Below are 25,582 nucleotides of genomic sequence, written 5' to 3'. Positions count from 1 at the left end.
AACAGCTTACTCTCCATCATAACATATTTGCCGGTCCAAAAAAAAGAAACTAAATGTAAAAAAGCAAAACCAGACTCACCCGGTTTTGCTCTTCATTCTTACCCTTAATAGCCGTTCGGCATTTTTATTGAAGGCATCATGATTTTTATTTATTGCGTACTAGGAAAATCATTGCTGCGGAAAGTTTACGGCTGCCTTTGAAATCGAGTTGTACCTGCAAGGTATAATAATAGATAACTCGAATTTCAAGAAGCGCTGGAGCAGCAATGATTTTCCACCCAGCACGTATCTTAAATAAAAATCATAGGATTTTGACTTCAACCCAAAGCCTAACGCTTCGTCGTACTCCATTCGACTTCGCCTTCATCCTGCCCGTTCACCGGCCACCAGCGGAAGCCGTCCTCCGCCACGAGCTGCTGCCCGCGTTCGGGCCCCCACGTTCCGGCCGGATATAAGTGTAAATCATCTGTACGTTCTCCCCAAGCGGAAGCAATCTTGTCCACGTATTTCCAAGCGAGCGCCACCTCATCCCACCGGGTGAAATAAGTGGAATCTCCGCGGGCCGCATCGTGCAGCAGCCGCTCGTAAGCCTCAGGCGTGTTCAGACCGACCTCGCAGCTCTGGCAGAAATCCATTGCTACGGGGATGATCATCCCTTCCGAACCCGGCTGCTTGGCGTTCATTTTGAAATATATGCCTTCTACCGGATTGACGCGGAACACCAGTAAATTCGGCTCCAGCTTGTGCTTGCGGGACAGATATACGCTGTTCGGAACATTCTTGAACTCAACGACCACCTCGGTTGTTTTGACCGGGAGTCTTTTGCCAGTACGGATATAGAACGGCACGCCAGCCCAGCGGAAATTATCGACGAACACCCTTGCGGCAAAATACGTCTCCGTCGTTGATTCCGGATTCACCGAATCCTCTGCCCGGTAGCCGGGCACCTGATGGCCCTTGACATTGCCCGCCGCATATTGCCCGCGGACTGTGTTCGCGCGCACCTCAGCCGCCGACTGGAAGCCCCGCAGACTACGGAACACCTTCACTTTTTCGTCCCGGATATCCTCGGGATGCATCCGGCTTGGGGGCTCCATGGCCATAATGGCCAGCATTTGAAGCATATGGTTTTGCCCCATATCGCGGAGTGCGCCGGACCGGTCGTAATACCCTCCGCGTTCTTCAACGCCTACGGTCTCACTTAGCGTAATTTGAATATTGGAAATGTACTTATTGTTCCACAGCGGCTCAAAAAAAGCGTTCGCAAACCGAACCACATTGATGTTCTGGACCATTTCCTTCCCGAGGTAATGGTCGATCCGGTAAATATCCTGCTCCTCGAATACTTGGCGGATTTCCGCGTTCAGCTTCTCCGCAGACTGCAGATCGTAGCCAAAAGGCTTCTCGATGACAAGGCGGTGCCAACCGTCCGATTCCAACAAGCCCCCGGATTGCAAATGATGCGATACGCTGCCGAACAGCTCAGGCGCCAATGCCAGATAGAACAGGCGGTTGCCCCCGATGTCAAACTTGTCGTCCAAACGGTCGGTCAGCTCGTTAAGCTGACGAAAGCCGTCCACATCATTGATATCCAGAGACATATATTCAAAATGATCGGCGAACGAATCCCAATGCTCATCCTTCGTTACGTTGTAACGGGCAAATTCTTTAATCGATTCATGCACATCGTCACGGAACTGTTCGTTCGAACGCGGACGGCGCGCCAATCCGATGACAGCAAAATTGTCGCCAAGCTTCCGTTCGCGATAAAGGCTGTAAAACGCCGGAAACAGCTTGCGTCGGGCCAAATCCCCAGTCGCTCCAAAAATAATAAAAACAGCACTCGTCATGGTTTCCTCATTCTTTCTATAAGTAGAATTGATGAAAAACTAACTTCTTCATTATCCTATAGCATAACCAAAACAGGAACGAGATTCAACACGGGCTTTTTTCCATTAAATAGGCGACTCACATAAGGCATTCGTCTAGGACAGCGGCAAAGGTGCCCGCATAGTCTGAAGTGTAGGGACAATGAACGGAGGTGAATCCGCGTGAAACCGATCCATCCGATATCGGTGAAAGGCTGCAAGGCCTATTATGGAAAGCCCGTGTGCGTTATTTTGAAGGACGGCGCACAGCTTGTCGGCATACTAAGCCGATTAGAGAAGGGAAAGCTGATCTTGAATGATGAGCCAGCCGTGAGGCTAAAAGTCAAAACCAAAAAAAGCGGAGCGAAGAAAGGGAAAACAGGCGTCAATACAAAGAAAGCTCTTGAAGCCCAAACAACCGCGTACCCGTACGCCCCCTCCCCCGTCCAACCGTTTGGAGGCGGCCGAATCATACTCGATCCCGCTCTGATTGCAATGCTGTTTGCTCTTAGCTGAGAGCAGCAAAAAAACGTCCAATATATTGGACGTTTTTTTGCTGCTCCTCTAATCCACAGCCTTCCTCAGTAAATAACACCGCAACCCGTGCTCGTAATATACAGCCTCATAGCCATGCTTGATATAGAAACGCTGCGCTTGCAGATTATCCTCGTCCACCCACAGCACAATCTCCCGTAGTCCATAAGTATTCGCCGTCCGCTGGGCTTGAAGCATTAACCGCGAGCCGATGCCCTGACCTTGGTATTTGGGATTCACCGCCAACATGTCGATCAATAACCGGCCACGTTCCCGCTTCAGCGCGATGAACCCTGCAGCCTTGTCTCCCGCTGCAGCGTCCACAAACGTTATACAGAGTTGAAGCCGATTCCGGATCGTGCTCCGGTTCAAACGAAGCCCCGGCTTCGTCTGCTGGGCAAAAGGGAGCAGCAGCCTTTCCACCAGTTCGCAGATCACACCATCATCCCGCTTTGGAACACGCTTTCGCAGCATGCGAAAACCGCCTTTCCTACGCATAAAGTAAATACTTTATCGTATGAAACGCGGAAACAGAAGGTTAATGCTTTTATCACAAAAACCGATAAAGAAGTATGGATTATTTCATATATTTCTTTGCTACGAAAGCCATGAAGCCTACGCATACGATCAAGACAACCACAATAACAATCCATTGAATCCAGTTCATGATACGGCACAAGCTCCTACGTATAAGTTAAGGTTGATAGATTATCATACTCTAGAAGCTGAGGGAGTGTCAAGGCAATTGAGTTTACTGAAAAAATAAGTTTCGTTATAATAGCCGTAAGGATATGGACATAACGTGAGGTGAACGGAAATGATTGATCCCATTCAACGAGTATCCCGTTCTTATCAAATCAATTCCCAGTGGTATGATTGGGAGCATAACCAGAACAGGCCAACCGGCGGTCAGTCCTCCTCCAGGCCAAGGCCTAAACCCATGGCTCTGCCTAAGGACGAGCAGCCCGTGGAGAACGACTTTGATCGTTTTGCCGCGCGGATCGCAGAGCAGCTGTCGGCTGTATTAGCGGCAGCCGACAGCTTAAAGCAGACAGCAGAGATGCTGAAGGAAGCATCCGCCGGCTCCGCATTAAGCAAACGGACGGTAAAATGGGTGCCAGCCCCGGCATTGACCGCCATGGTCCAGGATGGTGCCCGGATATACAGCTATCTGATTCGAGTGGACAGCGTGGCGCGGGAACAAAGAAACATCGGCTTTGCACGGAAGCGAACGGAGGTCTTCCCTTTGGCTGGCAGCTTGTGCGAATTTGAGCTGAGCTCCTGCTTTGGGCTGACCCGGCTGCAGTCGGTTGCTTTCGGACCCGACTGCACCAACGAACAGGCACTGAGAAAAATCCGCCGTGCTGTGAACGATGCAGGAGCAGGGGTAACCGCACTGCTTGTCCGCGACCGACTGGAGGATCTGTTGAAGCTCGAGCTGAGGGCCGACGACACAGGAGCGAGCAGCGCCTTTTCCCTAACAGACGTACAAGGTACAGCGGTTGCTCTAACGGGTCTCGACCATATCATGCAGGCCGCGGAGAATGCGGTTTATACGATTAATGAAGGTACACTAGTCAGCTCCTCCTCCAATGAGGTGAGGCTGGATGAGGATCGGGTGACGATTACACTCCAAGAGGCATCTAAAGAGCCCGTTATTCTCTTCGTATATCCGGATGCGGAGACCGTTAAGAATCACATCGTCGAGCTGATTTACAGATGCAACGAATTAAATGCCGCGCTTCACTACGCCGATGAAGCGCTGAATCCCAATGTAAGCCGCGACCTGCTGGAAGGGTTGCCTACGCGTCTTCTCGATGAGCTTGGGATCCGTAAGGAAGCAGACAACACTTTACGGCTGGATGAAGAGAAGCTTGAAGCGCAAATCCGTGACCATTTCGATATCGTGGCGGCAGGGCTTACGGATCGCAGCGGACTCGTCGCTCATGTAGGTGAAGCAGCATTCAAATTGACCACCTCTTCACCGGATACCTTGTTGAACAAGCAGAATGGCGCCTACCGCGCTCTGATCAATTACGCTTATGGACCGGACAAGAGGCTTCACTCCTACCTGCCCGTTCCCATCACCGGTTATCTGATGAATTTTTATTCCTAGATGTCCAAATCACGTTATTCCACTAAGCCGTGCTTATAGGCGTAAATGGCCGCCTGAGTTCGGTCCTCCACGCCGAGCTTTGCGAGGATGTTGGTGACGTGGAATTTCACCGTCTTCACGCCGATGAACAGCTCGTCGGCCAAATCCTGATTGGACTTGCCCGAGGCAATCAGGCGGAGCACCTCCATCTCTCGCTCGGTCAACTCTTCGTGAGGCAGCGATACGGGCTTCGGCTGGCGGAAGCGGTTCATTAGCTTGGAGGCGACTTGCGACTCGAGTACCGACTGTCCCTTCACTGCAGAGCGGATCGCTTGAGCGATTTCACCGGCACGCGACGTTTTCAGCAGGTAACTGAACGCGCCCGCCTCGATGACGGGATATATTTTCTCGTCATCGATGAAGCTGGTCAGTACAATGACCTTGCAATCTGGGTGTTGCTGCAGCAGCCTACGCGTCGTCTCGATACCGTCCATGCCCTCCATGACCAAATCCATCAGCACGACATCCGGCTTGTACTCGAGCGCCAGGCGAATGCCCTCCTGACCGCTGCTCGCTTCGCCTACCACCTCGATACCATCCTCCGTACCGAGCACGGCCGCAAGGCCGATGCGAACCATCTCATGATCGTCCACCAGCAGTACCTTAATCGTCGTCTCTTCCATCCTGATCTCCTCCTACCGCCATAATCGGAATCCGAATATCAATGCGCGTTCCTTTACCCGGAGCGGTAATTAAATTCATCGAGCCGCCAATCTCAATGACCCGCTCCTTCATCGTTACAATCCCGTAGGAAGCTTGCTTCTTCATATCCAAATCAAAGCCGACGCCATCATCCCATATCAGCAGCCGAACCGCATCCGTGGATGGCTTCGTGAGGCGAACCTCCAGCTTGGAAGCCTTCGAATGCCGCAGCGCATTGGACATCGCCTCCTGCACGATGCGGAACAGATGGTCCTCGATGCCTCTGGGCAGCTTGATGTCCTCCGTCAGCTCCCAATGGATCTGCATCGGTACCTTAGCCGACAACTCCTGCATCAGCTCGACAAGACCCTCAGATAACCTCTTGCCCTCCAGATGGACGGGCCGCAGGTGCAGAAGCAGCGCTCTCATCTCCGACTGCGCCACGGACGCCATCTCCTCGATCAGATGAATCTGCCGCTGAGCTTTGTCGAAATCTTTGTCCAGCGTCCTCAGGGCAGCCGTTGCCGTCATCGAGATAGCGAACAGCTGCTGGCTGACCGCATCGTGCAGCTCCCTGGCCAAACGCTGCCGCTCCTCTACAATGGCCGAATACTTGGCTCTTTGAGCCAACTGGGCGTTGTTGTTGGACAGCCGCTGGAGTGAGGTCACCTGCTCCTCCCATTTTTTCGTGATCGCATTCAACTGCTCACCAAGCCGTCCAATCTCGTCTTCTCCCAAAGGAGGTACCGAACGGCTGAGATTTCCTTTTTCCAAGGACAGCATCGCCTCGCGAAGAAGCTCCAGTCTCCGCTTCACCCGGCTGCTGTACCAGAGTCCATAGGAGCCGCCGATTACAACAACGATGCCGATCAAGGTAAGGCTGACCCATACCCCTTCCTGCCATGTCTCGAACGCTTTTATGTATCCGTTGGATTGCAGGAAATAGACCACAACGCCAAACAAAACAAGGCTGAGCCCGATCGACTCCGCCATGCTTCGCCATATCATGTTGGTCAGACGTTTGTCATGTCCACCCATTCCTATAAGCGCCTCCAACCGGTTTTAAACGATTTTGATATCTATGTCGGCAATGATATATGAAATCTCCAGCTTCACCTGACGGTCGGCCGTCCAATAATTGGGCGACTGCCAAACCATTTTATTGAGTACCCCTGCCTCTTTATCGTAGCCGATGCTCGTTTGTCCGAACAGCACCGACGCTGTTACAGACAGTCCCATATCCTCAGGCACGATCAAATCAATGTCGGCTATCACGCCCTGCAGTATAATCGTCGTTTCTTTTTGCTCGGGAATAGCATAGGTCAAATCCATCTGCAGCTCGCCAAGCACGTTCCATATCGACATGCTGCGCAGAATCCATGGATCCCTGCCCCACCGGATACTCTCAATCAGGCTTTGCTTTCGAAGGTGTCTGTCGTCCTGATGCATTTTACGCATTTTATTATAAAAAAAGCCGAGTGAAATCAGAATAATCGCCACAATCATTGGCAAATTGCCGCCAACCAGCAGCAGCAGCCCAACGATCATCAGGATATATCCTTTCCTCTCGTCTCCCGAACGAACCTTGTGCACGCCTATTAGAAGCAAAAAGAGGGCCGCCACGGTAAAGAAACTGAGATGATCATCCGCCAACAAAAACAACCCTGCACCAATCAATACCAGCGCAATGTTGCGATTGCGTTTGCGATGCATCCGTGCAGCCCCCCTTTCGCCTAGTCTCCGGTGATTTAAGCAAAAGCCATAGCGGCTCGGAACGGCCCTCTATGGCTTTTGCCTTTCATAGCATATCATATTGCTCGATTTGCTCCAAGAGCATTTTCCCTTATGTTTACTGCCCTTGCTCAGAGGACATTTTTTCCTTCAGAAGCTGAAGCTGATCATCAACCTTTTGCTGTTTTGCCGGGTCTGTATTCGCCACGCTTCCGTACAGGGAGCCTGTGTAGGCCGAGCCTGCATAAGGCTTGCGTGCAATTTCCGCCTCCACTTCCAACGTCATGATTTTCTCCTCCATACGCCGGAAGCCTTTAACGGCACCGCCACCCTCGATCACGTTGTTATTCGTTACCTCTGCCATTTGCTTCTTCGCTTTCGCGAGTTGAGCGCGAGTGACCAGCTCGCTGCGTTTGTTGCGCATTTGGTAGTACGCGTCCTTCATTTCATGCAGCTGCTGTACCAGCTCCTCCGCTTGGGCTTTAGCCTGCTCATGCATTTCCGCATATTCAGTGATTTTGCCGTCATAGTACAGTTTTTGTTCCAGAGCTTGACGCGCCGCCATCTCTTGACCGTTCTTCAGCTCTTCCTTGGCTTGCACCTCGAATTGAGTGCTGAGCCGCACCGCTTCGTCCCCGCGTTCCTTCAGCTTGCGTTCGCCGGAGATTTGACGGGCTACCGTCACTTCCGCTTGTGCGATTTCCTCTTCCATGTCACGAAGATATTGGTTCAGCATAATGATCGGGTCTTCCACCTTATCCAGCAGTTCATGCATCGAGGCTTTCGTCATATCCTTGATTCGTCCAAATACTCCCATTGTTATACATCTCCCTTAGTATGGTTTTGTTGTTTTTCGAATTGCGCTAATTTAGCGCGAAGCTCTTCGATTTCTTTTTTCATCGCTTTCTTCTCAATGTCTTTCATCATATCGTCCAGGTTGCTTCCGTCCGAATTTCCGTAACCGGAAGAAGCATGCGTGTGTTCTGATTTATAATGCTGGCTGTCCTGCGGTGGTGCCCAACCGTATTTCTGCGCCTTGCGGTAGTGCTTCTCCGAACGCTTCCAATCTTTCCAGCTGCCGTATTGGTTGCCCCACTTGTGGCCGTAGCCGCCTTCTGAAGCATACCCCTCACCATGGCCGTAAGGTCCTCCCGTATAAGGCTCGTTCGGAATAACCAGCACAGCTAAGAAATAGAGCGGAATAACAACCCCCGCGGAGAAGAACGCCGTGATCACGACCAGGAGACGCAGCAGCGTGGCATCGATACCTAGAAGCTCGGCAAGGCCTCCGCACAAGCCGGTAATTTTGCGGTCGGTGCGTGAACGGTAAATTTTAGTCATGGCTATTTCCAGCCCTCCTGTTTCAGCTTATCGCGAAGCTTCGCGAGCTCTTGTTCTACTGCCTGCGATGCGGCACCGCTGACATTTGTCCATGCCTCGCGCATCCCGCTTCTCACTTCCCTCAGTGTGCGTGCCGACAGCTCCATATCAGATACCCGCTCCTCGAGCCGGTCGAACATTCGAGGCGAAGAACCGCCGCCCGCATGACGCAGCCGCTCGTTCATGCGCTGCTGCAGTTTGACGGATTCGAGCCTTGCGATGTAATAGCCGCGTTTGGAGGCAACTTCGTCAAAGTCCGCCTTGAGCTGGTGAAGCTGATCCTCCAGCTCGACAATGCCGTGCTTGCTTTGATCGTACAGCGCTTTGTACTGAACCGCCTTCTCTTCCTGCTGCATCTTTTCTTGCAATGCAATGCGCGCAATTTCATCCTCGCCTGCCTTCAGCGCCAGCATTGCTTGCTGCTCCCGGCGTTCCTTCATCTGCTCTGCCGAGGTGTACTGCTGGCGTAGCGATGACGCGTGCGTCAAACACTGCTGCAGGAGCCGTTCGGATTCGCGGATTTGCTCCGACTGGCTCGCCAGATACTTGTCGATCAAGCGTACCGGGTCTTCCGCGTTCTCCAGCATCTCGTTGAAATGCGCTACCGTTATGTCTCGGAATCGTTTGCCTAAGCCCATGCTTTATTCAACCACCTTTTCTCCTGAATTTCATTCACGTATTGTCGTTAATAAGCTTTCTTGCCTCGGAGCATGGATACTCCGTACCAGATCAATCCAACGGCGATCAGAATTCCGATTAATCCCGACATTTTGCCGAGGAGGATCAGTCCGCCGAAGACGATCAATATCCAGCCGATGATGCTCTTCCCGTTTTTCAAACCCAAGAATCCAAGACCAACCATAGCTGCCGGGAACAGGAAGCCCATAAAATGATGGCCGAAGTGGAAGCCCATTTTATTCAATAGGATCAGGGTTCCAAAGGTGATCAGCAGCAGCGCCAATCCGACCTGTTTGTTCATTTTCAATGCTTCACTCACCGCCTTTCGTTTTATTGTCGTTTGCTTATATCTATATTTTAGGATAATAGAGAACCTTCCAAAACGGACCTGCGGCGGTTTTTGAAGCTGGACCTAAGTCCAGTAACCCGCCCTGCTGCAGACAAGCAAGGTCCAACTCCGCGAGGCCGCATGATGGCAGAAAGCCGGGGCATACTAGTCTTAACCAATTCGAGAAAAGGATGGTAGACAGGATGAAATCCATTAACCACGCCAGTATCCCTTGGGCAGTCATCGCACTTTTGCTGCTGCTTCCGGTTTTGGGGGCCGCAGTCCCGCCGAGTTCAAATCCACAGCAGGAATCCGCCTCTCCTCCGGTGCTCATCTATAACGTCCAGCAGGATAAAGTAACCCAGTCGATTCCCAATACAGGAGAGCTTCGTCGGGATGCGGCGGACTGGTTTCAACGTGTCGGCGGCCTATCCGGAAGATTCAGCGTCGGCGCGAACAGTGGTATTGTCATTCGCGTTCCGTTCCAGCCCCCGCTGCCGGTAACCAAAGCCGGATTGTCCTTTCAGTGCAAGGAGTTGTTCGCCATCCTCCCCAGCCACGAGGAAAAAGAAAATCCCCAGCTGCTGGCATTCAGCGCTGAGGACAAGACATTTGTATTTGAATGCTCCTATAACGATATCGAACCGTTTCTCAAAAAGTATACCATTGCTTTTTGAAAGGGAAATGCACGGAACGTTTATTTTCATTTGACCTCCAGCCCCTGGTCAGAAAAAGTCGGGCAGGTACGTTTGGCGCACGGGAACGAGCCGCTCCAGCGTTTCGATCATCTCCGGCTTGCATTGCAGCCTACCGATTTCCAGTAAAAAGCCCGGCCGCTGATATCCCATCAGCATAGCAGTCAACGTTTGAATATCACACCGGACCAACGGCCAATCTCCCGCCGTGCTTGTAACACCAGACACCCGTGCGGTTCCGGACTCATCCACGGTCACGGCGAACATCCGGTTGTTCCACTCCGCATGGGAGTCCGTCACCTCAAGCAGCAGCGAACTCTCTGTCCCGGAGGCAAAAGGATATTTCTCCAAAAATCTTGCCGCATCCACGATCCGAGCCATAAAGTAAGGCACCAGTTCTTGCTTCACCCTTGGGTTGTCTAATAGAAAGGGCAGCCGGTCATCAGCCGGTGCATTCACGACCAGCTTATCGATCATCGAATCATGGTCCGCCAAGAAACGCCACAACGCCATACGGGCGCCATGGTGCAGACTGACGAGCTCATGAACCTTCAGCAGCCTCTCCTTAACTTGATAAAAGACATACCCGGCCGGCTCGCCTTCCATGTCATAGTACACCGCTACTGTCCCTTGCTTATCTGCAAATATACGATCCCGCCACCATGTTTCGTCTCGGACCAATGCGCCGTTATAGCGAGAAGCATATTGCTCATAAATGCGTCCCAGCAGAGTCAGGTCCTGACCGACGCGCACGATGCGACCCGGCTGAGGGTCTATCTTCGGCAGCAGCCCCGAAGGGATCTCATACATTTTGTATTCTGTATAGGTTTCCCAGCCGTATTTGCGGTAAAAAGCAAACTGAAACGGATGCAATAACGAAATGGTCTGCCCATTATCCCTCATGACCCGAAGCGCATGATCGAGCAAATGCGCCACAAGACCGCCGCGCCGATATTCCGGCCACGTTGCCACTCCGGCTATGCCTCCCATGCCAAACGTCTTGCCTTGAATCCGTGTCTTTAGATCTAGGACCGTCATTTTGGCAGCCAGCAGGCCATCCACATATGCGCCCCACAATTCACTGGAGCGAAGGTTACCTATACGCCTCTCCCGTTCTTCCGAAGTATGTACGTTTTGAAAAGCAAACTCGGACAGCTCCAGGCTCTCTGCAAAATGCTCGCTTGGAATATTGCGAATCTCTACATTTCCGTTCATGCCCTATCCCTTTCCTTCCCCTAATTTTGACAAGAGAATCTACTGATGTTTTACACCCTATGACAGGGCGATGTTTGATCTGGTGACATTGTAACCTAATTCAACAATAAATTCGATATTTTATCTATATATCTCCAAACGATACTTGGTATATTTTGCTGGTAAATTTCCTTTCCTATCTATGCTATCATCGAATTAACGAGAGGTAGAATTTGAGAATCGGGGAATAAATACCCTGCCAACTTTCCGAAACCGATACTGCAATCTGCCATTCTCTCGATACCGCAGCTCACGTCATTTTTTACAACTTGGGAGGAATGTCATCATGAAAAAAAAGCTCATCGTCCTGCTGCTAAGCGCCACCGTTACCTTGACAGCCGTTCCGTTCCAAGCCTTGGCCTTCTCTACCGATGCTCAAAAGATTCAGATTGTAAAAAGCGTCAATTTCCGTGAACAGCCCTCCACTTCGGGGACGCGTATCCGTTATCTGAAGCCAGGGGAGCTGCTTGATCCGATTAGCGTACATAACGAGAATTGGCTTAAGGTTCGGGATGCTTCCGGCAAAACCGGTTACGTTTCCTCTTCGTCTGCCTACGTGCAAATGACCACCGTCCAGGTAAAGACCGAATCGAACGCAAGCATCAGAAAATCCGTATCTTTCCGGACCGGCCCGTCCACCGGAGAATCCAGAATCCGCTATTTACGTGAAGGTGAATCGGTGTTGATTCTGGAGAAAGTCAACGCATATTGGTATAAGATCCAGGATACAAATGATCATATCGGCTACGTCAGCACCCATTCCCAGTACATAGAAACCCATTTTGAATCAACACAAGAGCCTGAGGAGGAACTCTTTCAATCGGCTCCCAACGCTACAATCGTCAGCTCGGTTTCGTTCCGTACCACCCCGTCCGCTGACGCTCCGAGGATCCGTTACATTCAGAAGGGCGAGATGCTTCTCGTGCTCGATAAACCAAACGATCACTGGTACAACGTCCAAGATAAGAACGGTACTATCGGCTATGTCTCCACTAGCTCCAAATACATAAGCACGACCTATGTTGAACCGTACAAGCAGCTCCCGCAAACGATAGCCGCGCAGAAGGTCATCGACGCAGGCAAAAATTATTTGGGCGTTCCATACGAGTTCAGTTCTAACCGATCCGATACGAGCACGTTCGATTGCTCCGATTTTGTTCGTCAATCCTACATAGATGGAGTAGGTCAAATCCTCCCGGGAGATTCCCGGAGCCAAGGCTCCTATGTAAAATCCGTCGGCAAAACGTCCTCCGATTGGCACAATCTTAAACCGGGTGATCTATTGTTCTTTATGTCCTATAAAGGCAGCAATGCATCCAACTACACGAGCATCGACAAATCCACTGAAAAAATTACCCATGTAGGTATTTATCTAGGGGATGGCCAAATCCTGCATACTTATTCCGTCGATTCCGGCGGTGTCCGCATTGATCATTTGGCAGGAACACCATGGGAATATCGCTTTCTTTTCGGTGGTTCAACCTATTAAGTATTCGGTCTCACCTGTACTCATTCGGGAGACAATTGTTTTTTTACCTGAAATTCGGGCATCCGTCCAATCCACAGACCCCATTCCCTCATATCGTATATCATGTCTTCTGAAAGGGGGATGTCACATGAGTGTTGTTGGCGGATTCGGCTTCACTACTACTGGTGTAATTCTTGTACTCTTTATCCTGCTTGTTATCGTTTCCCGTGCATTGATTATCTAATGCCAAAAACCCCCGGCCGAGTTCCTCCTCCCAGCCGGGGGTTTTTATGTTTCATCTTTATTTATTTCTCGGAAAGCTGCATAATACGTACCTTGTCTCCTCGTGCCGCCCCCATACCCCCAGAGGGAATGCAGATGAGGCAGTCAGCATCTTTGATAGACACCATAATACTGGACTTGTCGAGTCCGGTCGGACGTACCTTCACCATACCGCCTTCGATACGCGAAGTTCCGCGCACATAACGCGGATACGCAGAGCCTTTACTGTAATCCACGTCTAAAAAAGCTTCTGCTTCCGATAACAGTGGACGATTCACACCGAGAGACGCCCTCATAAACGGTCGAACGAGAAGCTCAAAGCCTACATAAGAAGCGCCAGGATTGCCGGACAACGCGAAAAGCGGCTTCCCGTGCCACATGCCGGCCGATGTTGGGCTCCCAGGGCGCATTGAAACCTTATTAAACAGCAATGTTCCGTTCCACCGCTCGAATAGATCGACAAGCACATCCTTATCGCCAACCGATACGCCACCTGTCGTAATCACGATGTCAGCCCATTCGAGCGCCGCGAGGATCTGCTCCTCCACGTATTTCGCCTCGTCTGGCAAAATCGGCATCATCTGCGGAAGCCCGCCCGCTTCTCTGACTTGGCAGGCGAGCATATACCCGTTGCTGCCTCGAATTTTACCCGGAGCCAGCGGTGATTCCACCGGCAGCAGCTCGGAACCGGTAGAGAAAATCGCTACCTTCGGCTGTTGAAAAACCGTTACATTATTGAACCCGAAGGTAGCTAGAATAGTCGCTTCGCCTGGACCGATATAACAGCCTCGTTCCAACAGCGGTGCGCCCGGTGCCACCTCTTGACCAACCGGTGTGATGTTCTCGCCAGCCGTCATGACTTTACGTATCCCTACCGTTCCGTCTGCTGCAGCCTCCGCTCTGTCTGTCATCTCAAGCATGATCACGGCGTCAGCGCCTTCCGGCACGACAGCTCCGGTCATAATCCGAGCCGCCTGTCCCGGTCCAATCTCTTTCGTCGGAACCGAGCCGCATGGAATCATCTCGGTGACCTCTAACCTTACAGAAGCATCGGGTGCCGCGTCCTTCGTATCTTCCGTTCTAACCGCATACCCGTCTACTCCTGACCTTCGAAAATGCGGCACCGGTTCGTGTGCGGTAATATCCCGTGCAAGTCTTCTTCCGAATGCTTCGGTGAGCGGTACCTCTTCCATCTTCAACAGTCGCGCTTCCTGCAGCACAAGCCGCTGCGCTTCTTCTAAAGTAATGGCCTTACGGCCAAATCTCAAACTAACCACAATGATACCCTCCAATTAGCGAAATGCGTCTGACACTCGATGTATAACTCTGCTGTTAGCTCTGGAGCGCTATGACCATCTCATGGCTTACGGCCGCTCTTCCAGCGAAGGAAGAACAGGTCTTCCCAGCGCTTTGTCGCTGCCGATCGTCTTACGGCCATTGAACTCGTCGGAGCAATAACATTCACTAGTTCGGTTTTGAATCATTATCCCATAAAAAATAACGGCTTCCAAGATTCAATAGCTTATTATACTCATCCGGATTGTTGATGTTTCTCGTAAAATCAGTAGGAATACCTTGACGTTCAAAGAATGAATCGTCCACTTCCTGCACATGAAGCTCACCGATTAAACGCATCATCCGGTAGTCTTCTTCAGCAAGCAGCCGCTCTACCGTCTGAAGGCAGCGGCGGTGGTAAAGGCCGTGCAGCGGGTGCAAGCGTCCATGCAGCCGTGCAATCACCGCATCGCCATCCAAGTCTCTCCGCAGTCTGCTCATCGCTTCGGCAGCTCTGGAGCTCACCGACGGCATGTCGCAGCCGACGACCCATAGCTCGTCGTTTGCAGCCGCGCCCATGGCTGCTTGCAGCCCTGCTAACGGTCCCTTCCCGGGCTGCAGATCGGGAATAACACGAATGTGGTGGACGACGTCGACTGTCCTTAGCTCTTCCTCATACCGCTCAGGCTCCTGAGTCACTAGAATCAGCTCGCTGCAGGCACTCCCGAGCTCGGTCAACTGCCTCGCCAGAAACGTCCGTCCTTCGTACTTCAGAAGCGCCTTGCTCTGACCGCCCATGCGCCGGTTCAACCCCCCGGCCAATATAACACCAGACCTCTTTGTCACACTCCGGCTCCCGTCTTGCATTGCGCAAGCACCTGCCTTTATCTTCGTTCTCAGTCCATTTCCTTACTATAGGACAAAGATGCCAAGATGTCTACGATTGACAGTCTCTCATCACTCAAGTTTCAAATGCTTTCCAGAGACCATTATCGTAAAAGAAAAAAGCCTGGGCCATCCGGTCCAAGCTTTCTCTTATCGTTTTCGTTTAATTATTGTAAATAACCCATAATAATACCTGCTGTTTCCTCAATCGCTTTATCTGTTACATTAATGACCAAACAGCCTACCTGTTTCATTAAGTCTTGGGCGTAACGGAGCTCCTCGTCGATTCGTTCCATGGTCGCATACTTTGCACCGAATGGCAGCCCCACCGCCTTCAACCGTTCCGTACGAATTTTGTAGAGCTTCTCCGCATCCATTGTGAGACCGACAATCCGCTTGCCCGCTACCAAGAACAGTTCCTTCGGCGCTTTGACCTCCGGAACCAACGGAAGATTGGAAACCTTGATCCCCTTATGCGCCAGAAAAATACTTAGCGGCGTCTTGGAAGTACGCGACACGCCGATCAGTACAAGCTGGGCCTTCAGAAGCGCACTCGTATCGCGCCCGTCATCACACTTGACGGCAAATTCAATGGCTTCCACGCGCCGAAAATAATCTTCATCCATCAGATGGAGCAGACCGGGCTTACGCTTAGGCGCATCGTTAAATGTATCAACGAATGCTTCCATCATCGGGCCCATAATATCTACCGCACGAACACCCAGACGAATCGCTTCTTCCTTCATCGTCTCCCTCAGCTCCGGCTGAACAAGCGTGTATGCGACAAAACCGCCTCTTTCGGCTGCTTCCTCCAAGATTGAACGGATTTCATCCTCGCTTTTAATGTGGCCGATCCGTTTCGTTCTTACCTGATGGGCGTCAAACTGTCGAATCGTCGCTCTCACGACTGCTTCGGCCGTTTCTCCGACAGAGTCGGAGCATACTGTAATTTCATACGACTGATCTTCACTCATCCGGTTCCTTCTCCTTTTAACCGCGAAGTCCTTAATGGCCTACTGCTATATCCAGCAAAATTTTCGTCATAATCGTCTTGGTTACCCTTCCGACCACGTCCCAGCGGGGAAGACCGCCTGCCGACTCGAGCTTGGATTGAATAACCACCGGCAAACTGTCCACTTGGTGATGAATCATTTTTTTAGCCGCATCGATCACCGATTCGTCCGGCGATATATGGATAACATTGGGCTCCCGCGTCATCACCATGCTGACAGGCATTGTGGCGGCATTCGTATTGCCAAACGTAAATTTGAGCAAATCTTTGCGTGAAATAATACCGGATAAGCATCCATCATCATCTACCACGATCAAGCTGCCCACATTTTCCATAAAAAGTGAAACCACAGCGTCGCCTACGGATGCATTTTCCTTCACAACGACAGGAAGCGCCTGCACTTCTTTCACTTTCATATTAAGCAGCTTTCGCGATGCTTGGGAACCTGGAGACATAGACGAGCCCGGTGTATACCCCACCTTCGGTTTGGCATCTACGAGGCCCAGCATCACGAGCAACGCCAAATCCGATCTTAACGTTGGGCGGCTTAAGCCAAGCATTTCCGCTATCTGTTCGCCTGTAATCGGCGCATTTGCTTTTACCAGTTCTACGATCTGTAGTTGGCGCGCACTCAGTTCGATGACCGTCCCTCCTCACCTTAAAGCAGCCTCTTCTGTCTGCCGCTTGATTCCTTTCCAATTGTACCAAAAATGCTTAAAAACTCATAGAACCGTATTTCGGTTTATTTATCTGTAAGTATTATAGTGTACTTTTTAAGCAAAATCACTTTATTTATTGCGCATTATTTAATAATTAATTATACTATATACAATTCTAAATGAACACCAAGATTATAGGGAGGCGCGAACAGGATGGAAAGAGAATTGGCGCTCGAAATTGTTCGAGTAACGGAACTCGCCGCATTATCGGCCGCAAAATGGATGGGCCGGGGTGACAAAAATCAGGCAGACGGAGCAGCAACTACAGCGATGCGCGCCATGTTCGATTCTGTATCCATACGGGGAACCGTTGTTATAGGCGAAGGCGAAATGGACGAAGCACCGATGCTTTATATCGGGGAACAAGTAGGCAACGGGCAAGGGCCTGAGGTTGACGTAGCTGTCGATCCGCTTGAAGGTACCGAGCTTGTAGCCAAAGGGCTCAACAATGCCCTGGCGGTTATCGCTATCGCAGGCAAAGGAAATCTACTGCATGCGCCGGATATGTACATGGAGAAATTGGCAGTAGGACCTGAACTTGCAGGCCAACTAAGCTTGACAGACCCACTGGAGACAACACTGAAACGTGCTGCAGAGGTGCTCGGTAAACCGCTGAGCAATTTGACCATTATGATTCTTGACCGTGAACGTCATCGCGAACGGATCGAAACCTTGCGCCGTGTAGGCGTACGGATTAAATTTTTAAGTGACGGCGATGTAGCCGGGGCCATGGCTCCTGCTTTGTCCGAATCAGGTATCGACATGTACGTAGGCTCGGGCGGAGCCCCTGAAGGGGTACTGGCAGCCGCAGCGCTGCGCTGCTTGGGCGGTGAGCTGCTAGGCAGACTGCTGCCGGCGGACGATGAAGAATATGAACGTTGTATTGCCATGGGGATTACAGATCCTCATAAAATATTAACGATGGACGATATGGTTGGAACCGAGGATGTTATCTTCGCAGCTACCGGCATTACCCCAGGTGAGTTTTTGAGCGGCATCCGCTATATGCCTAACATGCGAGCGGAGACCCATTCGATCGTCATGCGTGCCAAGACCCGTACCATACGATTCATCCAATCGAGCCATTACTTGCCAAATAAACAATTACTTCAAGAAACTTAACCATAGGCCGATTGATTTCTTTCTTCCCTGTGTTACTATTTACGTAGACTAAAAATACATGGAAGAAGGAAACCAGATGAGTATTTTATTTTATACCGCTGTCGGATTGATTGCCGCCACGTTCGGAAGCTTGGTTGGCCTCGGCGGCGGTATTATTATTGTCCCTGCACTGTTTTATTTGGGACCATATTTTATCGGCGAATCCATTTCGATTGCAACCGCTGTAGGGACTTCGTTAGCCGTTCTCATTTTTACGGCTCTTTCTTCTACACTTACCTTTTTCAAACAAAAGCGCGTCGATTTTAAAAGCGGATGGCTCTTTTTCATCACTTGCGGTCCTGCAGCCATGCTTGGTTCGTACACAACGCAGTACGTCAATGCCAAGTCATTTCAGCTCGGCTTCGGAATATTTATGTTGTTTATGGCAGTACTCCTTATTCTTAGGGACTATATCAGACCGTTTGATATCAAGTGGAAAATGCAGCGAATTTATACGGATGGGAAAGGCCAAACCTTTCAATATGGATACAACGTTCTGCCGTTATTACTAATTGGTTTGGCAGTCGGATTCATTTCCGGGTTGTTTGGAGTTGGTGGGGGAGCCTTGCTTGTACCAGCCATGGTCATTTTGTTTCGCTATCCTCCCCATGTAGCCACCGCGACATCCATGTTCGTTATTTTACTATCTGCGATTATGGGAACCACTACTCACTTCGCTCTTGGAGAAGTGGATTTATGGATGGTACTCGGATTAGCCCCGACCGCCATTCTCGGAGGCTGGTTAGGAGCTGTGATTGCAAGCCGTCTTAGCAGCAAAAAGCTTCTCTGGGTGCTTCGTGTTACTTTCGTTTGCGTAGCCATCAAAATGATCTGGGAAGGCGCGTTGTTAGGCTAAGTACTTCCCTCTAATCGTAATATATTATAGCCGCACGGCACATTGTTCATAAAGGGATAAATCCTCTCCCCTTATCCAAAACTAAAAGGACTATTAGTTCAGTCAGTGGATGAGGGAGGAACCTTTATGTATCGACGTCCGATTGCGGCTTTTTTCTATGCTTTGATTTTTTGTATGCTATTTACTTCCTGTACTGCTGCTAATTCCAATCCGAATCTGCCCAACTCCAACGTACCTCAGTCGTATCAAACATTTCAGTTTCCCGAACGGGAACCATTTCCGGAACCACAAGAACCAAAGAGCCAACATTCAACCGAGGAACAGCCCCCTCCAGCGGCTTCACAACAACCAGCTGCCGTATCGGAAAAACCAGCAGCTCCCTCTCCATCTAAGCCCAAGTTAGCTCCTAAAGTAAAGGTAAAGAAAGATTCTCCAGCCCCGGAGAAACCAGCCAAGGAGACAACCAGCCGGAATAAAGCCTTAACGTTGTCCCAATTGGTTGAAAAATACCCAGACCTTTTACTGCTTAAAGGACGGGGGAGCTTGAAACAGGTTGCACTCACTTTCGATGATTCGCCAGATACACAGTTTACTCCTCAAGTACTGGATGTGCTCAAGCAATATAACGTCCGTGCCACATTCTTTCTTATAGGGTCACAAGCAGAGAAGTATCCGGAAATCGTTAAGCGAATCGTACGAGAAGGCCACGTGATCGGGAACCATTCTTATGATCATAAGCTGTTCACTAAATTAACTGATGAAAAGTTCAAAGCCCAGGTTCTGCAAACACAAAAAACTTTGAAGTCATTAATCGGATACACTCCCAGACTAATTCGACCGCCCTATGGAGAAATTAGCGAAAATCAGTTGTTGTGGGCTTCCCAACAAGGCTTTCGTATCGTCAATTGGAATGTTGATTCCCAAGATTGGAAGCAAATCAAACGAGATCAAGTCACTAACAATATTTTAAACCATGTGAAAACAGGCTCCATTGTTCTCCAGCATACCGGCGGCGGACCGGGGCAAAACTTGAGTGGAACAGTGGAGGCACTACCGACAGTCATACAGACACTGCAGTCTCGAGGGTATAAGCTCGTCACTTTGCCTGAGATGCTCCAAGTATCCAAGCAAATAAAATAAGCAAACTGCAGACAAAAAAATCCTAGAGAGCATATACTATGCTTTCTAGGATTTTAATTTTTATGCCGGTAGAGGGACTTGAACCCCCACGGTTTCCCTCACGATTTTGAGTCGCGCGCGTCTGCCAATTCCGCCATACCGGCATGTTAAAATACTTACGTGCCCTGAGAGATTCGAACTCCCGGCCTTTTGATTCGTAGTCAAACGCTCTATCCAGCTGAGCTAAGGGCACATATTCATTTTTTGGAGTGGTGCCGAAGACCAGACTTGAACTGGTACGGTAGTCACCTACCGCAGGATTTTAAGTCCTGTGCGTCTGCCGATTCCGCCACTCCGGCAAGAGAGTTGGAGGCGCCACCCAGACTCGAACTGGGGGTAAAGCTTTTGCAGAGCTCTGCCTTACCACTTGGCTATGGCGCCATATTATGGAGCGGAAGACGGGATTCGAACCCGCGACCCTCGCCTTGGCAAGGCGATGCTCTACCCCTGAGCCACTTCCGCATATTTTTTAATCGGACCCATGATGAAAAATAATCCCCCAGGGATCCATTACTGGGGATCTAGGATTCGAACCTAGGCATGACGGAGTCAAAGTCCGTTGCCTTACCGCTTGGCTAATCCCCAATATTCAGAAAAATAATGGGGCGATCGAAGGGAATTGAACCCTCGAATGTCGGATCCACAAACCGATGCGTTAACCACTTCGCCACGACCGCCATATTGAAATGTGAAAATTGGCAGGGGCAGCAGGAATCGAACCCACACCAAAGGTTTTGGAGACCTTTGTTCTACCTTTAAACTATGCCCCTATAAAAACTGGTGGAGGCTGATGGATTCGAACCACCGAACTCGGACGAGAACAGATTTACAGTCTGCTGCGTTTGGCCACTTCGCTAAGCCTCCATATGAAATTGTAACTGGTGCCGTCGAGAGGACTTGAACCCCCAACCTACTGATTACAAGTCAGTTGCTCTACCAATTGAGCTACAACGGCATAATCATGGTGGCTCGGGACGGAATCGAACCGCCGACACGAGGATTTTCAGTCCTCTGCTCTACCGACTGAGCTACCGAGCCATAATTATAATACATTTTATATTGCTTGTAAACCAATCTAAAAGATAAATGGCGGAGCCGACGGGATTCGAACCCGCGGTCTCCTGCGTGACAGGCAGGCATGTTAGGCCTCTACACCACGGCTCCACACATAACAGATATTTTCGAAGTGAGTTAGTATCTTCGAAAAATCTTAATTGGTTGCGGGGGCAGGATTTGAACCTGCGGCCTTCGGGTTATGAGCCCGACGAGCTACCGGGCTGCTCCACCCCGCGTCAGTAAGTCTTCTATGGTGGAGGCTGACGGGATCGAACCGCCGACCCTCTGCTTGTAAGGCAGATGCTCTCCCAGCTGAGCTAAGCCTCCATGGGATTTAAATATAATGGTGACCCGTAGGGGATTCGAACCCCTGTTACCTCCGTGAAAGGGAGGTGTCTTAACCCCTTGACCAACGGGCCTTACTAAAAAACTCTACGGAGAGAGAGGGATTCGAACCCTCGAGACGCTTGTGACGCCTACACGATTTCCAATCGTGCTCCTTCGGCCAGCTCGGACACCTCTCCAAAATGGCTCCCCGAACAGGACTCGAACCTGTGACAACTCGATTAACAGTCGAGTGCTCTACCAACTGAGCTATCAGGGAATAATGCTTGGCGACGTTCTACTCTCCCAGGACCCTGCGGTCCAAGTACCATCGACGCTGGAAGGCTTAACGTTCGTGTTCGGTATGGGTACGCGTGGTTCCCTTCCGCCATCATCACCAAACATATTCAGGTTTGCGCCCTGAAAACTGGATCGAAACAAAGCATGCTGAAGTTCATGTATTTGGATAAGCCCTCGACCGATTAGTATTCGTCAGCTCCACACGTTGCCGCGCTTCCACCCCGAACCTATCAACCTCGTCGTCTACAAGGGGTCTTACTAATTGGGAAATCTCATCTTGAGGGGGGCTTCACGCTTAGATGCTTTCAGCGCTTATCCCTTCCGTACTTAGCTATCCAGCCGTGCCTCTGGCGAGACAACTGGTACACCAGCGGTACGTCCATCCCGGTCCTCTCGTACTAAGGACAGCTCCTCTCAAATTTCCTACGCCCACGACAGATAGGGACCGAACTGTCTCACGACGTTCTGAACCCAGCTCGCGTACCGCTTTAATGGGCGAACAGCCCAACCCTTGGGACCTACTTCAGCCCCAGGATGCGATGAGCCGACATCGAGGTGCCAAACCTCCCCGTCGATGTGGACTCTTGGGGGAGATAAGCCTGTTATCCCCAGGGTAGCTTTTATCCGTTGAGCGATGGCCCTTCCATGCGGTACCACCGGATCACTAAGCCCGACTTTCGTCCCTGCTCGACCTGTTTGTCTCGCAGTCAAGCTCCCTTATGCCTTTGCACTCTTCGAATGATTTCCAACCATTCTGAGGGAACCTTAGGGCGCCTCCGTTACTCTTTAGGAGGCGACCGCCCCAGTCAAACTGCCCACCTGACACTGTCCCCATACCGGATCACGGTACCAGGTTAGAACTCCGATACGATCAGGGTGGTATCCCAACGTCGCCTCCACACAAGCTGGCGCTCATGCTTCTCAGGCTCCCACCTATCCTGTACAGATCGTACCAAAGTCCAATATCAAGCTGCAGTAAAGCTCCATGGGGTCTTTCCGTCTTGTCGCGGGTAACCTGCATCTTCACAGGTATTAAAATTTCACCGGATCTCTCGTCGAGACAGCGCCCAAGTCGTTACGCCATTCGTGCGGGTCAGAATTTACCTGACAAGGAATTTCGCTACCTTAGGACCGTTATAGTTACGGCCGCCGTTTACTGGGGCTTCGGTTCACAGCTTCGGATTGCTCCTAACCGCTCCCCTTAACCTTCCAGCACCGGGCAGGCGTCAGCCCGTATACTTCGCCTTGCGGCTTCGCACAGACCTGTGTTTTTGCTAAACAGTCGCTTGGGCCTTTTCACTGCGGCCCCCTCGGGCTATTCACCCTACCGAGGCACCCCTTCTCCCGAAGTTACGGGGTCATTTTGCCGAGTTCCTTAACGAGAGTTCTTCCGCGCGCCTTAGCATGCTCTGCTCGCCTACCTGTGTCGGTTTGCGGTACGGGCACCTTCTCCCTGGCTAGAGGCTTTTCTTGGCAGCCTGAACTCATGACCTTCGGTACTGTAATTTTCCCTCCCCATCACAGCTTAGCCTTAATGATGTGCGGATTTGCCTACACATCAGCCTTACTGCTTGGACGAGCATCCATCAGCTCGCGTCACTATCCTTCTGCGTCACCCCATTGCTCATAACGGTTCACGGTGGTACAGGAATTTCAACCTGTTGTCCTTCGACTACGCCTTTCGGCCTCGCCTTAGGTCCCGACTAACCCTGAGTGGACGAACCTTCCTCAGGAACCCTTAGGCTTTCGGCGGATCAGATTCTCACTGATCTTTTCGTTACTCATACCGGCATTCTCACTTGTAACCAGTCCACCAGTCCTCACGATCTAGCTTCAACCCGATTACAACGCTCCCCTACCCCATGACGTCATAGACGTCTAGTCATAGCTTCGGTGGTGTGTTTAGCCCCGTTACATTTTCGGCGCAGAGTCACTCGACCAGTGAGCTATTACGCACTCTTTAAATGGTGGCTGCTTCTAAGCCAACATCCTGGTTGTCTGTGCAACTCCACATCCTTTCCCACTTAACACACACTTGGGGACCTTAGCTGATGATCTGGGCTGTTTCCCTCTTGACAATGGATCTTAGCACTCACTGTCTGACTCCCGGGATAACGTCTGTGGCATTCAGAGTTTGACTGGACTTGGTAACCCTTGGCGGGCCCCGCACCCAATCAGTGCTTTACCTCCACGACGCATCTCCCGAGGCTAGCCCTAAAGCTATTTCGGGGAGAACCAGCTATCTCCGAGTTCGATTGGAATTTCTCCGCTACCCCCACCTCATCCCCGAATTTTTCAACATTCGTGGGTTCGGGCCTCCAGTGCGTGTTACCGCACCTTCACCCTGGACAGGGGTAGATCACACGGTTTCGGGTCTACGTCCACGTACTCAAGCGCCCTATTCAGACTCGCTTTCGCTGCGGCTACGGCTTCTCACCTTAACCTCGCACGGGAACGTAACTCGCCGGTTCATTCTACAAAAGGCACGCCATCACCCATTAACGGGCTCTGACTTCTTGTAAGCACACGGTTTCAGGTTCTTTTTCACTCCGCTCCCGCGGTTCTTTTCACCTTTCCCTCACGGTACTGCTTCACTATCGGTCACCAGGGAGTATTTAGCCTTGGCAGATGGTCCTGCCGGATTCCCACGAGGTTTCACGTGTCTCGCGGTACTCGGGATCCGTCTAGGGTTTTCGCAGAATTTCAGCTACAGGGCTTTTACCTTCTTTGGCCGGCCTTTCCAGACCGCTTCACTTACTCTGCTCAACCCACATTGACGTCCCACAACCCCAAGAAGCAAGCTTCCTGGTTTGGGCTAATCCGCTTTCGCTCGCCGCTACTGACGGAATCACTTTTGTTTTCTTTTCCTGAGGGTACTTAGATGTTTCAGTTCCCCTCGTATGCCTCCAATGCAGCTATGTATTCACTGCATGGTACATGCGAATTACCACATGCGGGTTCCCCCATTCGGACATCCCCGGATCAAAGCCTGCTTACGGCTCCCCGAGGCATTTCGTCGTTCGCCACGTCCTTCTTCGGCTCCTGGTGCCTAGGCATCCTCCGTGTGCTCTTTATAGCTTAACCAATGCTTCGACATGAAGTCTTAGCGTAGTTATAGATCAAAGATCTAAGGATGATTCAGCATTGTTACTTTGTTTCGATATCCAGTTTTCAAGGAACAAACATATTCATGGTGGAGCCAAGCGGGATCGAACCGCTGACCTCCTGCTTGCAAGGCAGGCGCTCTCCCAGCTGAGCTATGGCCCCATATCGTTTATGAAGTTTAAATGGTGGGCCCTAGTGGACTCGAACCACCGACCTCACCCTTATCAGGGGTGCGCTCTAACCAGCTGAGCTAAGGGCCCTCATATTCATTTTAAAAATCCAAACAAGATGGATTCGCTTGGCGACGTTCTACTCTCCCAGGACCCTGCGGTCCAAGTACCATCGACGCTGGAAGGCTTAACGGCCGTGTTCGGTATGGGTACGCGTGGTTCCCTTCCGCCATCATCACCAAACGAATCTGAAAGGCATTGCGCCTTTCAAAACTGACAACGAGTGAGTGTGATGCAGCTTTCGCTGCAGATTTGTCCGTCGCCCTACAGACGACATGGACTCCATAGAAAGGAGGTGATCCAGCCGCACCTTCCGATACGGCTACCTTGTTACGACTTCACCCCAATCATCTACCCCACCTTCGGCGGCTGGCTCCCTTGCGGGTTACCCCACCGACTTCGGGTGTTGTAAACTCTCGTGGTGTGACGGGCGGTGTGTACAAGACCCGGGAACGTATTCACCGC

General features: G+C 51.0%; 23 protein-coding genes, 19 tRNA genes and 4 rRNA genes (1 of these 46 running past the window's edge). 8 read left to right on the top strand and 38 right to left on the bottom strand.

All coding sequences use genetic code 11. From position 1 onward, the window contains the following. Positions 1-329 precede the first annotated feature (329 nt). On the bottom strand, positions 330-1,850 hold the full coding sequence (gene zwf, locus JOE45_RS20450) for a glucose-6-phosphate dehydrogenase (RefSeq protein ID WP_210022608.1): 1,521 nt from the start codon (positions 1,848-1,850) through the stop codon (positions 330-332). A 201-nt stretch (positions 1,851-2,051) separates the two neighbouring features. Here zwf and JOE45_RS20445 point away from each other — a divergent pair, with 201 nt between their 5' ends. Next, the gene (locus tag JOE45_RS20445) at positions 2,052-2,384 is read left to right on the top strand and encodes a hypothetical protein (RefSeq protein WP_210022609.1); all 333 of its coding nucleotides are present in this window, start codon (positions 2,052-2,054) and stop codon (positions 2,382-2,384) included. Positions 2,385-2,432: 48 nt separating this feature from the next. Here the strand turns inward: JOE45_RS20445 and JOE45_RS20440 are convergent, their stop codons facing one another. Then, entirely contained in the window at positions 2,433-2,876 is a 444-nt protein-coding gene (locus JOE45_RS20440) for a GNAT family N-acetyltransferase (protein WP_210022610.1), read from the bottom strand. A gap of 343 nt (positions 2,877-3,219) precedes the next feature. Here JOE45_RS20440 and JOE45_RS20435 point away from each other — a divergent pair, with 343 nt between their 5' ends. Next, positions 3,220-4,518 (top strand): hypothetical protein, encoded by a 1,299-nt coding sequence (locus tag JOE45_RS20435; protein WP_210022611.1) that lies wholly within the window; start codon positions 3,220-3,222, stop codon positions 4,516-4,518. Between the two features lie 14 nt (positions 4,519-4,532). Here JOE45_RS20435 and JOE45_RS20430 read toward each other — a convergent pair whose 3' ends face one another. From JOE45_RS20430 to JOE45_RS20400, 7 genes are all read right to left on the bottom strand, one after another. Further along, positions 4,533-5,180 carry a response regulator gene (locus JOE45_RS20430; protein ID WP_210022612.1) on the bottom strand — a complete coding sequence of 216 codons (648 nt, stop codon included), beginning with the start codon at positions 5,178-5,180 and terminating at the stop codon, positions 4,533-4,535. Next, positions 5,161-6,237: a HAMP domain-containing sensor histidine kinase gene (locus tag JOE45_RS20425; protein ID WP_210022613.1), complete on the bottom strand. Its 1,077-nt coding sequence runs from the start codon at positions 6,235-6,237 to the stop codon at positions 5,161-5,163. Before JOE45_RS20425 ends, JOE45_RS20430 begins: the two co-directional genes overlap by 20 nt. A 24-nt stretch (positions 6,238-6,261) precedes the next feature. Then, positions 6,262-6,912: a cell wall-active antibiotics response protein LiaF gene (gene liaF, locus JOE45_RS20420; RefSeq protein ID WP_210022614.1), complete on the bottom strand. Its 651-nt coding sequence runs from the start codon at positions 6,910-6,912 to the stop codon at positions 6,262-6,264. 136 nt (positions 6,913-7,048) lie between these two features. Next, complete coding sequence (locus tag JOE45_RS20415; protein WP_210022615.1) at positions 7,049-7,747, bottom strand: PspA/IM30 family protein; 699 nt, start codon at positions 7,745-7,747, stop codon at positions 7,049-7,051. Between the two features lie 2 nt (positions 7,748-7,749). Next, positions 7,750-8,271 carry a PspC domain-containing protein gene (locus JOE45_RS20410; RefSeq protein WP_210022616.1) on the bottom strand — a complete coding sequence of 174 codons (522 nt, stop codon included), beginning with the start codon at positions 8,269-8,271 and terminating at the stop codon, positions 7,750-7,752. A 2-nt stretch (positions 8,272-8,273) separates the two neighbouring features. After that, the gene (locus JOE45_RS20405; RefSeq protein WP_210022617.1) at positions 8,274-8,948 is read right to left on the bottom strand and encodes a PspA/IM30 family protein; all 675 of its coding nucleotides are present in this window, start codon (positions 8,946-8,948) and stop codon (positions 8,274-8,276) included. A 47-nt stretch (positions 8,949-8,995) separates the two neighbouring features. After that, on the bottom strand, positions 8,996-9,295 hold the full coding sequence (locus JOE45_RS20400; RefSeq protein ID WP_210022618.1) for a LiaF transmembrane domain-containing protein: 300 nt from the start codon (positions 9,293-9,295) through the stop codon (positions 8,996-8,998). Positions 9,296-9,519: 224 nt separating this feature from the next. Between JOE45_RS20400 and JOE45_RS20395 the strand changes: the two genes are divergently transcribed. Continuing rightward, positions 9,520-9,993: a hypothetical protein gene (locus tag JOE45_RS20395; RefSeq protein ID WP_245247097.1), complete on the top strand. Its 474-nt coding sequence runs from the start codon at positions 9,520-9,522 to the stop codon at positions 9,991-9,993. A gap of 48 nt (positions 9,994-10,041) precedes the next feature. On the opposite strand, the gene JOE45_RS20390 is transcribed toward JOE45_RS20395, so the two are convergent. Continuing rightward, complete coding sequence (locus JOE45_RS20390; RefSeq protein WP_210022619.1) at positions 10,042-11,226, bottom strand: GNAT family N-acetyltransferase; 1,185 nt, start codon at positions 11,224-11,226, stop codon at positions 10,042-10,044. 325 nt (positions 11,227-11,551) lie between these two features. Here JOE45_RS20390 and JOE45_RS20385 point away from each other — a divergent pair, with 325 nt between their 5' ends. Both JOE45_RS20385 and JOE45_RS23685 read left to right on the top strand, forming a co-directional pair. Further along, on the top strand, positions 11,552-12,754 hold the full coding sequence (locus JOE45_RS20385) for a C40 family peptidase (RefSeq protein WP_210022620.1): 1,203 nt from the start codon (positions 11,552-11,554) through the stop codon (positions 12,752-12,754). Positions 12,755-12,881: 127 nt separating this feature from the next. Then, positions 12,882-12,977 carry a YjcZ family sporulation protein gene (locus JOE45_RS23685; RefSeq protein ID WP_245247096.1) on the top strand — a complete coding sequence of 32 codons (96 nt, stop codon included), beginning with the start codon at positions 12,882-12,884 and terminating at the stop codon, positions 12,975-12,977. A 61-nt stretch (positions 12,978-13,038) separates the two neighbouring features. Here JOE45_RS23685 and JOE45_RS20380 read toward each other — a convergent pair whose 3' ends face one another. The 4 genes from JOE45_RS20380 to JOE45_RS20365 all read right to left on the bottom strand — a co-directional run bounded on the left by JOE45_RS20380 (position 13,039) and on the right by JOE45_RS20365 (position 16,828). Beyond that, complete coding sequence (locus JOE45_RS20380) at positions 13,039-14,292, bottom strand: molybdopterin molybdotransferase MoeA (protein ID WP_210022621.1); 1,254 nt, start codon at positions 14,290-14,292, stop codon at positions 13,039-13,041. Positions 14,293-14,479: 187 nt separating this feature from the next. Further along, on the bottom strand, positions 14,480-15,136 hold the full coding sequence (gene mobA / locus JOE45_RS20375) for a molybdenum cofactor guanylyltransferase (protein ID WP_348632565.1): 657 nt from the start codon (positions 15,134-15,136) through the stop codon (positions 14,480-14,482). Positions 15,137-15,342: 206 nt separating this feature from the next. After that, the gene (locus JOE45_RS20370) at positions 15,343-16,149 is read right to left on the bottom strand and encodes a pyruvate, water dikinase regulatory protein (RefSeq protein WP_210022623.1); all 807 of its coding nucleotides are present in this window, start codon (positions 16,147-16,149) and stop codon (positions 15,343-15,345) included. A 31-nt stretch (positions 16,150-16,180) separates the two neighbouring features. Beyond that, positions 16,181-16,828 (bottom strand): CBS domain-containing protein, encoded by a 648-nt coding sequence (locus JOE45_RS20365; protein ID WP_210023552.1) that lies wholly within the window; start codon positions 16,826-16,828, stop codon positions 16,181-16,183. A gap of 231 nt (positions 16,829-17,059) precedes the next feature. Between JOE45_RS20365 and glpX the strand changes: the two genes are divergently transcribed. Both glpX and JOE45_RS20355 read left to right on the top strand, forming a co-directional pair. Further along, complete coding sequence (glpX, locus tag JOE45_RS20360; RefSeq protein WP_210022624.1) at positions 17,060-18,028, top strand: class II fructose-bisphosphatase; 969 nt, start codon at positions 17,060-17,062, stop codon at positions 18,026-18,028. 76 nt (positions 18,029-18,104) lie between these two features. Next, complete coding sequence (locus tag JOE45_RS20355; RefSeq protein WP_210022625.1) at positions 18,105-18,923, top strand: sulfite exporter TauE/SafE family protein; 819 nt, start codon at positions 18,105-18,107, stop codon at positions 18,921-18,923. A gap of 199 nt (positions 18,924-19,122) precedes the next feature. On the opposite strand, the gene JOE45_RS23680 is transcribed toward JOE45_RS20355, so the two are convergent. After that, positions 19,123-19,311 (bottom strand): hypothetical protein, encoded by a 189-nt coding sequence (locus JOE45_RS23680; protein WP_245247095.1) that lies wholly within the window; start codon positions 19,309-19,311, stop codon positions 19,123-19,125. Positions 19,312-19,466: 155 nt separating this feature from the next. On the opposite strand from JOE45_RS23680, the gene JOE45_RS23675 reads away from it, so the two are divergent. Further along, positions 19,467-20,063, top strand: coding sequence for a polysaccharide deacetylase family protein (locus tag JOE45_RS23675; protein ID WP_245247094.1), 597 nt, complete (start codon positions 19,467-19,469; stop codon positions 20,061-20,063). A gap of 63 nt (positions 20,064-20,126) precedes the next feature. Here the strand turns inward: JOE45_RS23675 and JOE45_RS20345 are convergent. The 23 genes from JOE45_RS20345 to JOE45_RS20235 all read right to left on the bottom strand — a co-directional run. Further along, positions 20,127-20,206: transfer RNA gene (locus JOE45_RS20345), tRNA-Leu, on the bottom strand. A 15-nt stretch (positions 20,207-20,221) separates the two neighbouring features. Further along, a tRNA-Arg gene (locus JOE45_RS20340) sits at positions 20,222-20,295 on the bottom strand. A 17-nt stretch (positions 20,296-20,312) separates the two neighbouring features. Beyond that, positions 20,313-20,401, bottom strand: a tRNA-Leu gene (locus JOE45_RS20335). Positions 20,402-20,409: 8 nt separating this feature from the next. Next, positions 20,410-20,483, bottom strand: a tRNA-Cys gene (locus JOE45_RS20330). 6 nt (positions 20,484-20,489) lie between these two features. After that, positions 20,490-20,564, bottom strand: a tRNA-Gly gene (locus JOE45_RS20325). 51 nt (positions 20,565-20,615) lie between these two features. Next, positions 20,616-20,687, bottom strand: a tRNA-Gln gene (locus JOE45_RS20320). Between the two features lie 16 nt (positions 20,688-20,703). Beyond that, positions 20,704-20,779, bottom strand: a tRNA-His gene (locus tag JOE45_RS20315). A gap of 19 nt (positions 20,780-20,798) precedes the next feature. Continuing rightward, positions 20,799-20,872: transfer RNA gene (locus JOE45_RS20310), tRNA-Trp, on the bottom strand. 8 nt (positions 20,873-20,880) lie between these two features. Then, positions 20,881-20,966 (bottom strand) — tRNA-Tyr (locus JOE45_RS20305). 15 nt (positions 20,967-20,981) lie between these two features. Then, positions 20,982-21,057, bottom strand: a tRNA-Thr gene (locus JOE45_RS20300). A 7-nt stretch (positions 21,058-21,064) separates the two neighbouring features. Then, a tRNA-Phe gene (locus JOE45_RS20295) sits at positions 21,065-21,140 on the bottom strand. Between the two features lie 49 nt (positions 21,141-21,189). Continuing rightward, positions 21,190-21,266: transfer RNA gene (locus tag JOE45_RS20290), tRNA-Asp, on the bottom strand. Between the two features lie 51 nt (positions 21,267-21,317). Beyond that, positions 21,318-21,394, bottom strand: a tRNA-Met gene (locus tag JOE45_RS20285). Between the two features lie 15 nt (positions 21,395-21,409). Next, positions 21,410-21,485, bottom strand: a tRNA-Val gene (locus JOE45_RS20280). Between the two features lie 17 nt (positions 21,486-21,502). Further along, a tRNA-Glu gene (locus tag JOE45_RS20275) sits at positions 21,503-21,577 on the bottom strand. 16 nt (positions 21,578-21,593) lie between these two features. Further along, a tRNA-Ser gene (locus tag JOE45_RS20270) sits at positions 21,594-21,682 on the bottom strand. 4 nt (positions 21,683-21,686) lie between these two features. Next, positions 21,687-21,762, bottom strand: a tRNA-Asn gene (locus JOE45_RS20265). 5 nt (positions 21,763-21,767) lie between these two features. Continuing rightward, positions 21,768-21,884: ribosomal RNA gene (gene rrf / locus JOE45_RS20260) — 5S ribosomal RNA — on the bottom strand. Between the two features lie 60 nt (positions 21,885-21,944). Further along, positions 21,945-24,866: ribosomal RNA gene (locus tag JOE45_RS20255) — 23S ribosomal RNA — on the bottom strand. Between the two features lie 107 nt (positions 24,867-24,973). Then, positions 24,974-25,049 (bottom strand) — tRNA-Ala (locus JOE45_RS20250). Between the two features lie 21 nt (positions 25,050-25,070). After that, positions 25,071-25,147, bottom strand: a tRNA-Ile gene (locus JOE45_RS20245). 36 nt (positions 25,148-25,183) lie between these two features. Next, positions 25,184-25,300, bottom strand: a 5S ribosomal RNA gene (rrf, locus tag JOE45_RS20240). A 105-nt stretch (positions 25,301-25,405) separates the two neighbouring features. Next, positions 25,406-25,582 (bottom strand): 16S ribosomal RNA (locus JOE45_RS20235); it runs 1,366 nt beyond the window's last position. Together the 16S, 23S and 5S rRNA genes with 19 tRNA genes alongside form the textbook arrangement of a ribosomal RNA operon.

The organism is Paenibacillus sp. PvR098 (assembly GCF_017833255.1).
GTDB lineage: Bacteria > Bacillota > Bacilli > Paenibacillales > NBRC-103111 > Paenibacillus_G.
The sequence above is the reverse complement of the archived record's forward strand: the minus strand, read 5'-3'. Positions and strand labels throughout refer to the sequence as shown.

Coding starts and splice junctions, on each gene's coding strand:
- JOE45_RS20425 (WP_210022613.1), bottom strand. CDS start 6,237: ATGGGTGGACATGACAAACGTCTGACCAACATGATATGGCGAAGCATG.
- JOE45_RS20395 (WP_245247097.1), top strand. CDS start 9,520: ATGAAATCCATTAACCACGCCAGTATCCCTTGGGCAGTCATCGCACTT.
- JOE45_RS20355 (WP_210022625.1), top strand. CDS start 18,105: ATGAGTATTTTATTTTATACCGCTGTCGGATTGATTGCCGCCACGTTC.
- JOE45_RS20385 (WP_210022620.1), top strand. CDS start 11,552: ATGAAAAAAAAGCTCATCGTCCTGCTGCTAAGCGCCACCGTTACCTTG.
- JOE45_RS20405 (WP_210022617.1), bottom strand. CDS start 8,948: ATGGGCTTAGGCAAACGATTCCGAGACATAACGGTAGCGCATTTCAAC.
- glpX (WP_210022624.1), top strand. CDS start 17,060: ATGGAAAGAGAATTGGCGCTCGAAATTGTTCGAGTAACGGAACTCGCC.
- JOE45_RS23685 (WP_245247096.1), top strand. CDS start 12,882: ATGAGTGTTGTTGGCGGATTCGGCTTCACTACTACTGGTGTAATTCTT.
- JOE45_RS20410 (WP_210022616.1), bottom strand. CDS start 8,271: ATGACTAAAATTTACCGTTCACGCACCGACCGCAAAATTACCGGCTTG.
- JOE45_RS20430 (WP_210022612.1), bottom strand. CDS start 5,180: ATGGAAGAGACGACGATTAAGGTACTGCTGGTGGACGATCATGAGATG.
- JOE45_RS23680 (WP_245247095.1), bottom strand. CDS start 19,311: ATGGAGAGGGAGCTGCTGGTTTTTCCGATACGGCAGCTGGTTGTTGTG.
- JOE45_RS20435 (WP_210022611.1), top strand. CDS start 3,220: ATGATTGATCCCATTCAACGAGTATCCCGTTCTTATCAAATCAATTCC.
- JOE45_RS20370 (WP_210022623.1), bottom strand. CDS start 16,149: ATGAGTGAAGATCAGTCGTATGAAATTACAGTATGCTCCGACTCTGTC.
- liaF (WP_210022614.1), bottom strand. CDS start 6,912: ATGCATCGCAAACGCAATCGCAACATTGCGCTGGTATTGATTGGTGCA.
- JOE45_RS20440 (WP_210022610.1), bottom strand. CDS start 2,876: ATGCTGCGAAAGCGTGTTCCAAAGCGGGATGATGGTGTGATCTGCGAA.
- JOE45_RS20415 (WP_210022615.1), bottom strand. CDS start 7,747: ATGGGAGTATTTGGACGAATCAAGGATATGACGAAAGCCTCGATGCAT.
- JOE45_RS20390 (WP_210022619.1), bottom strand. CDS start 11,226: ATGAACGGAAATGTAGAGATTCGCAATATTCCAAGCGAGCATTTTGCA.
- zwf (WP_210022608.1), bottom strand. CDS start 1,850: ATGACGAGTGCTGTTTTTATTATTTTTGGAGCGACTGGGGATTTGGCC.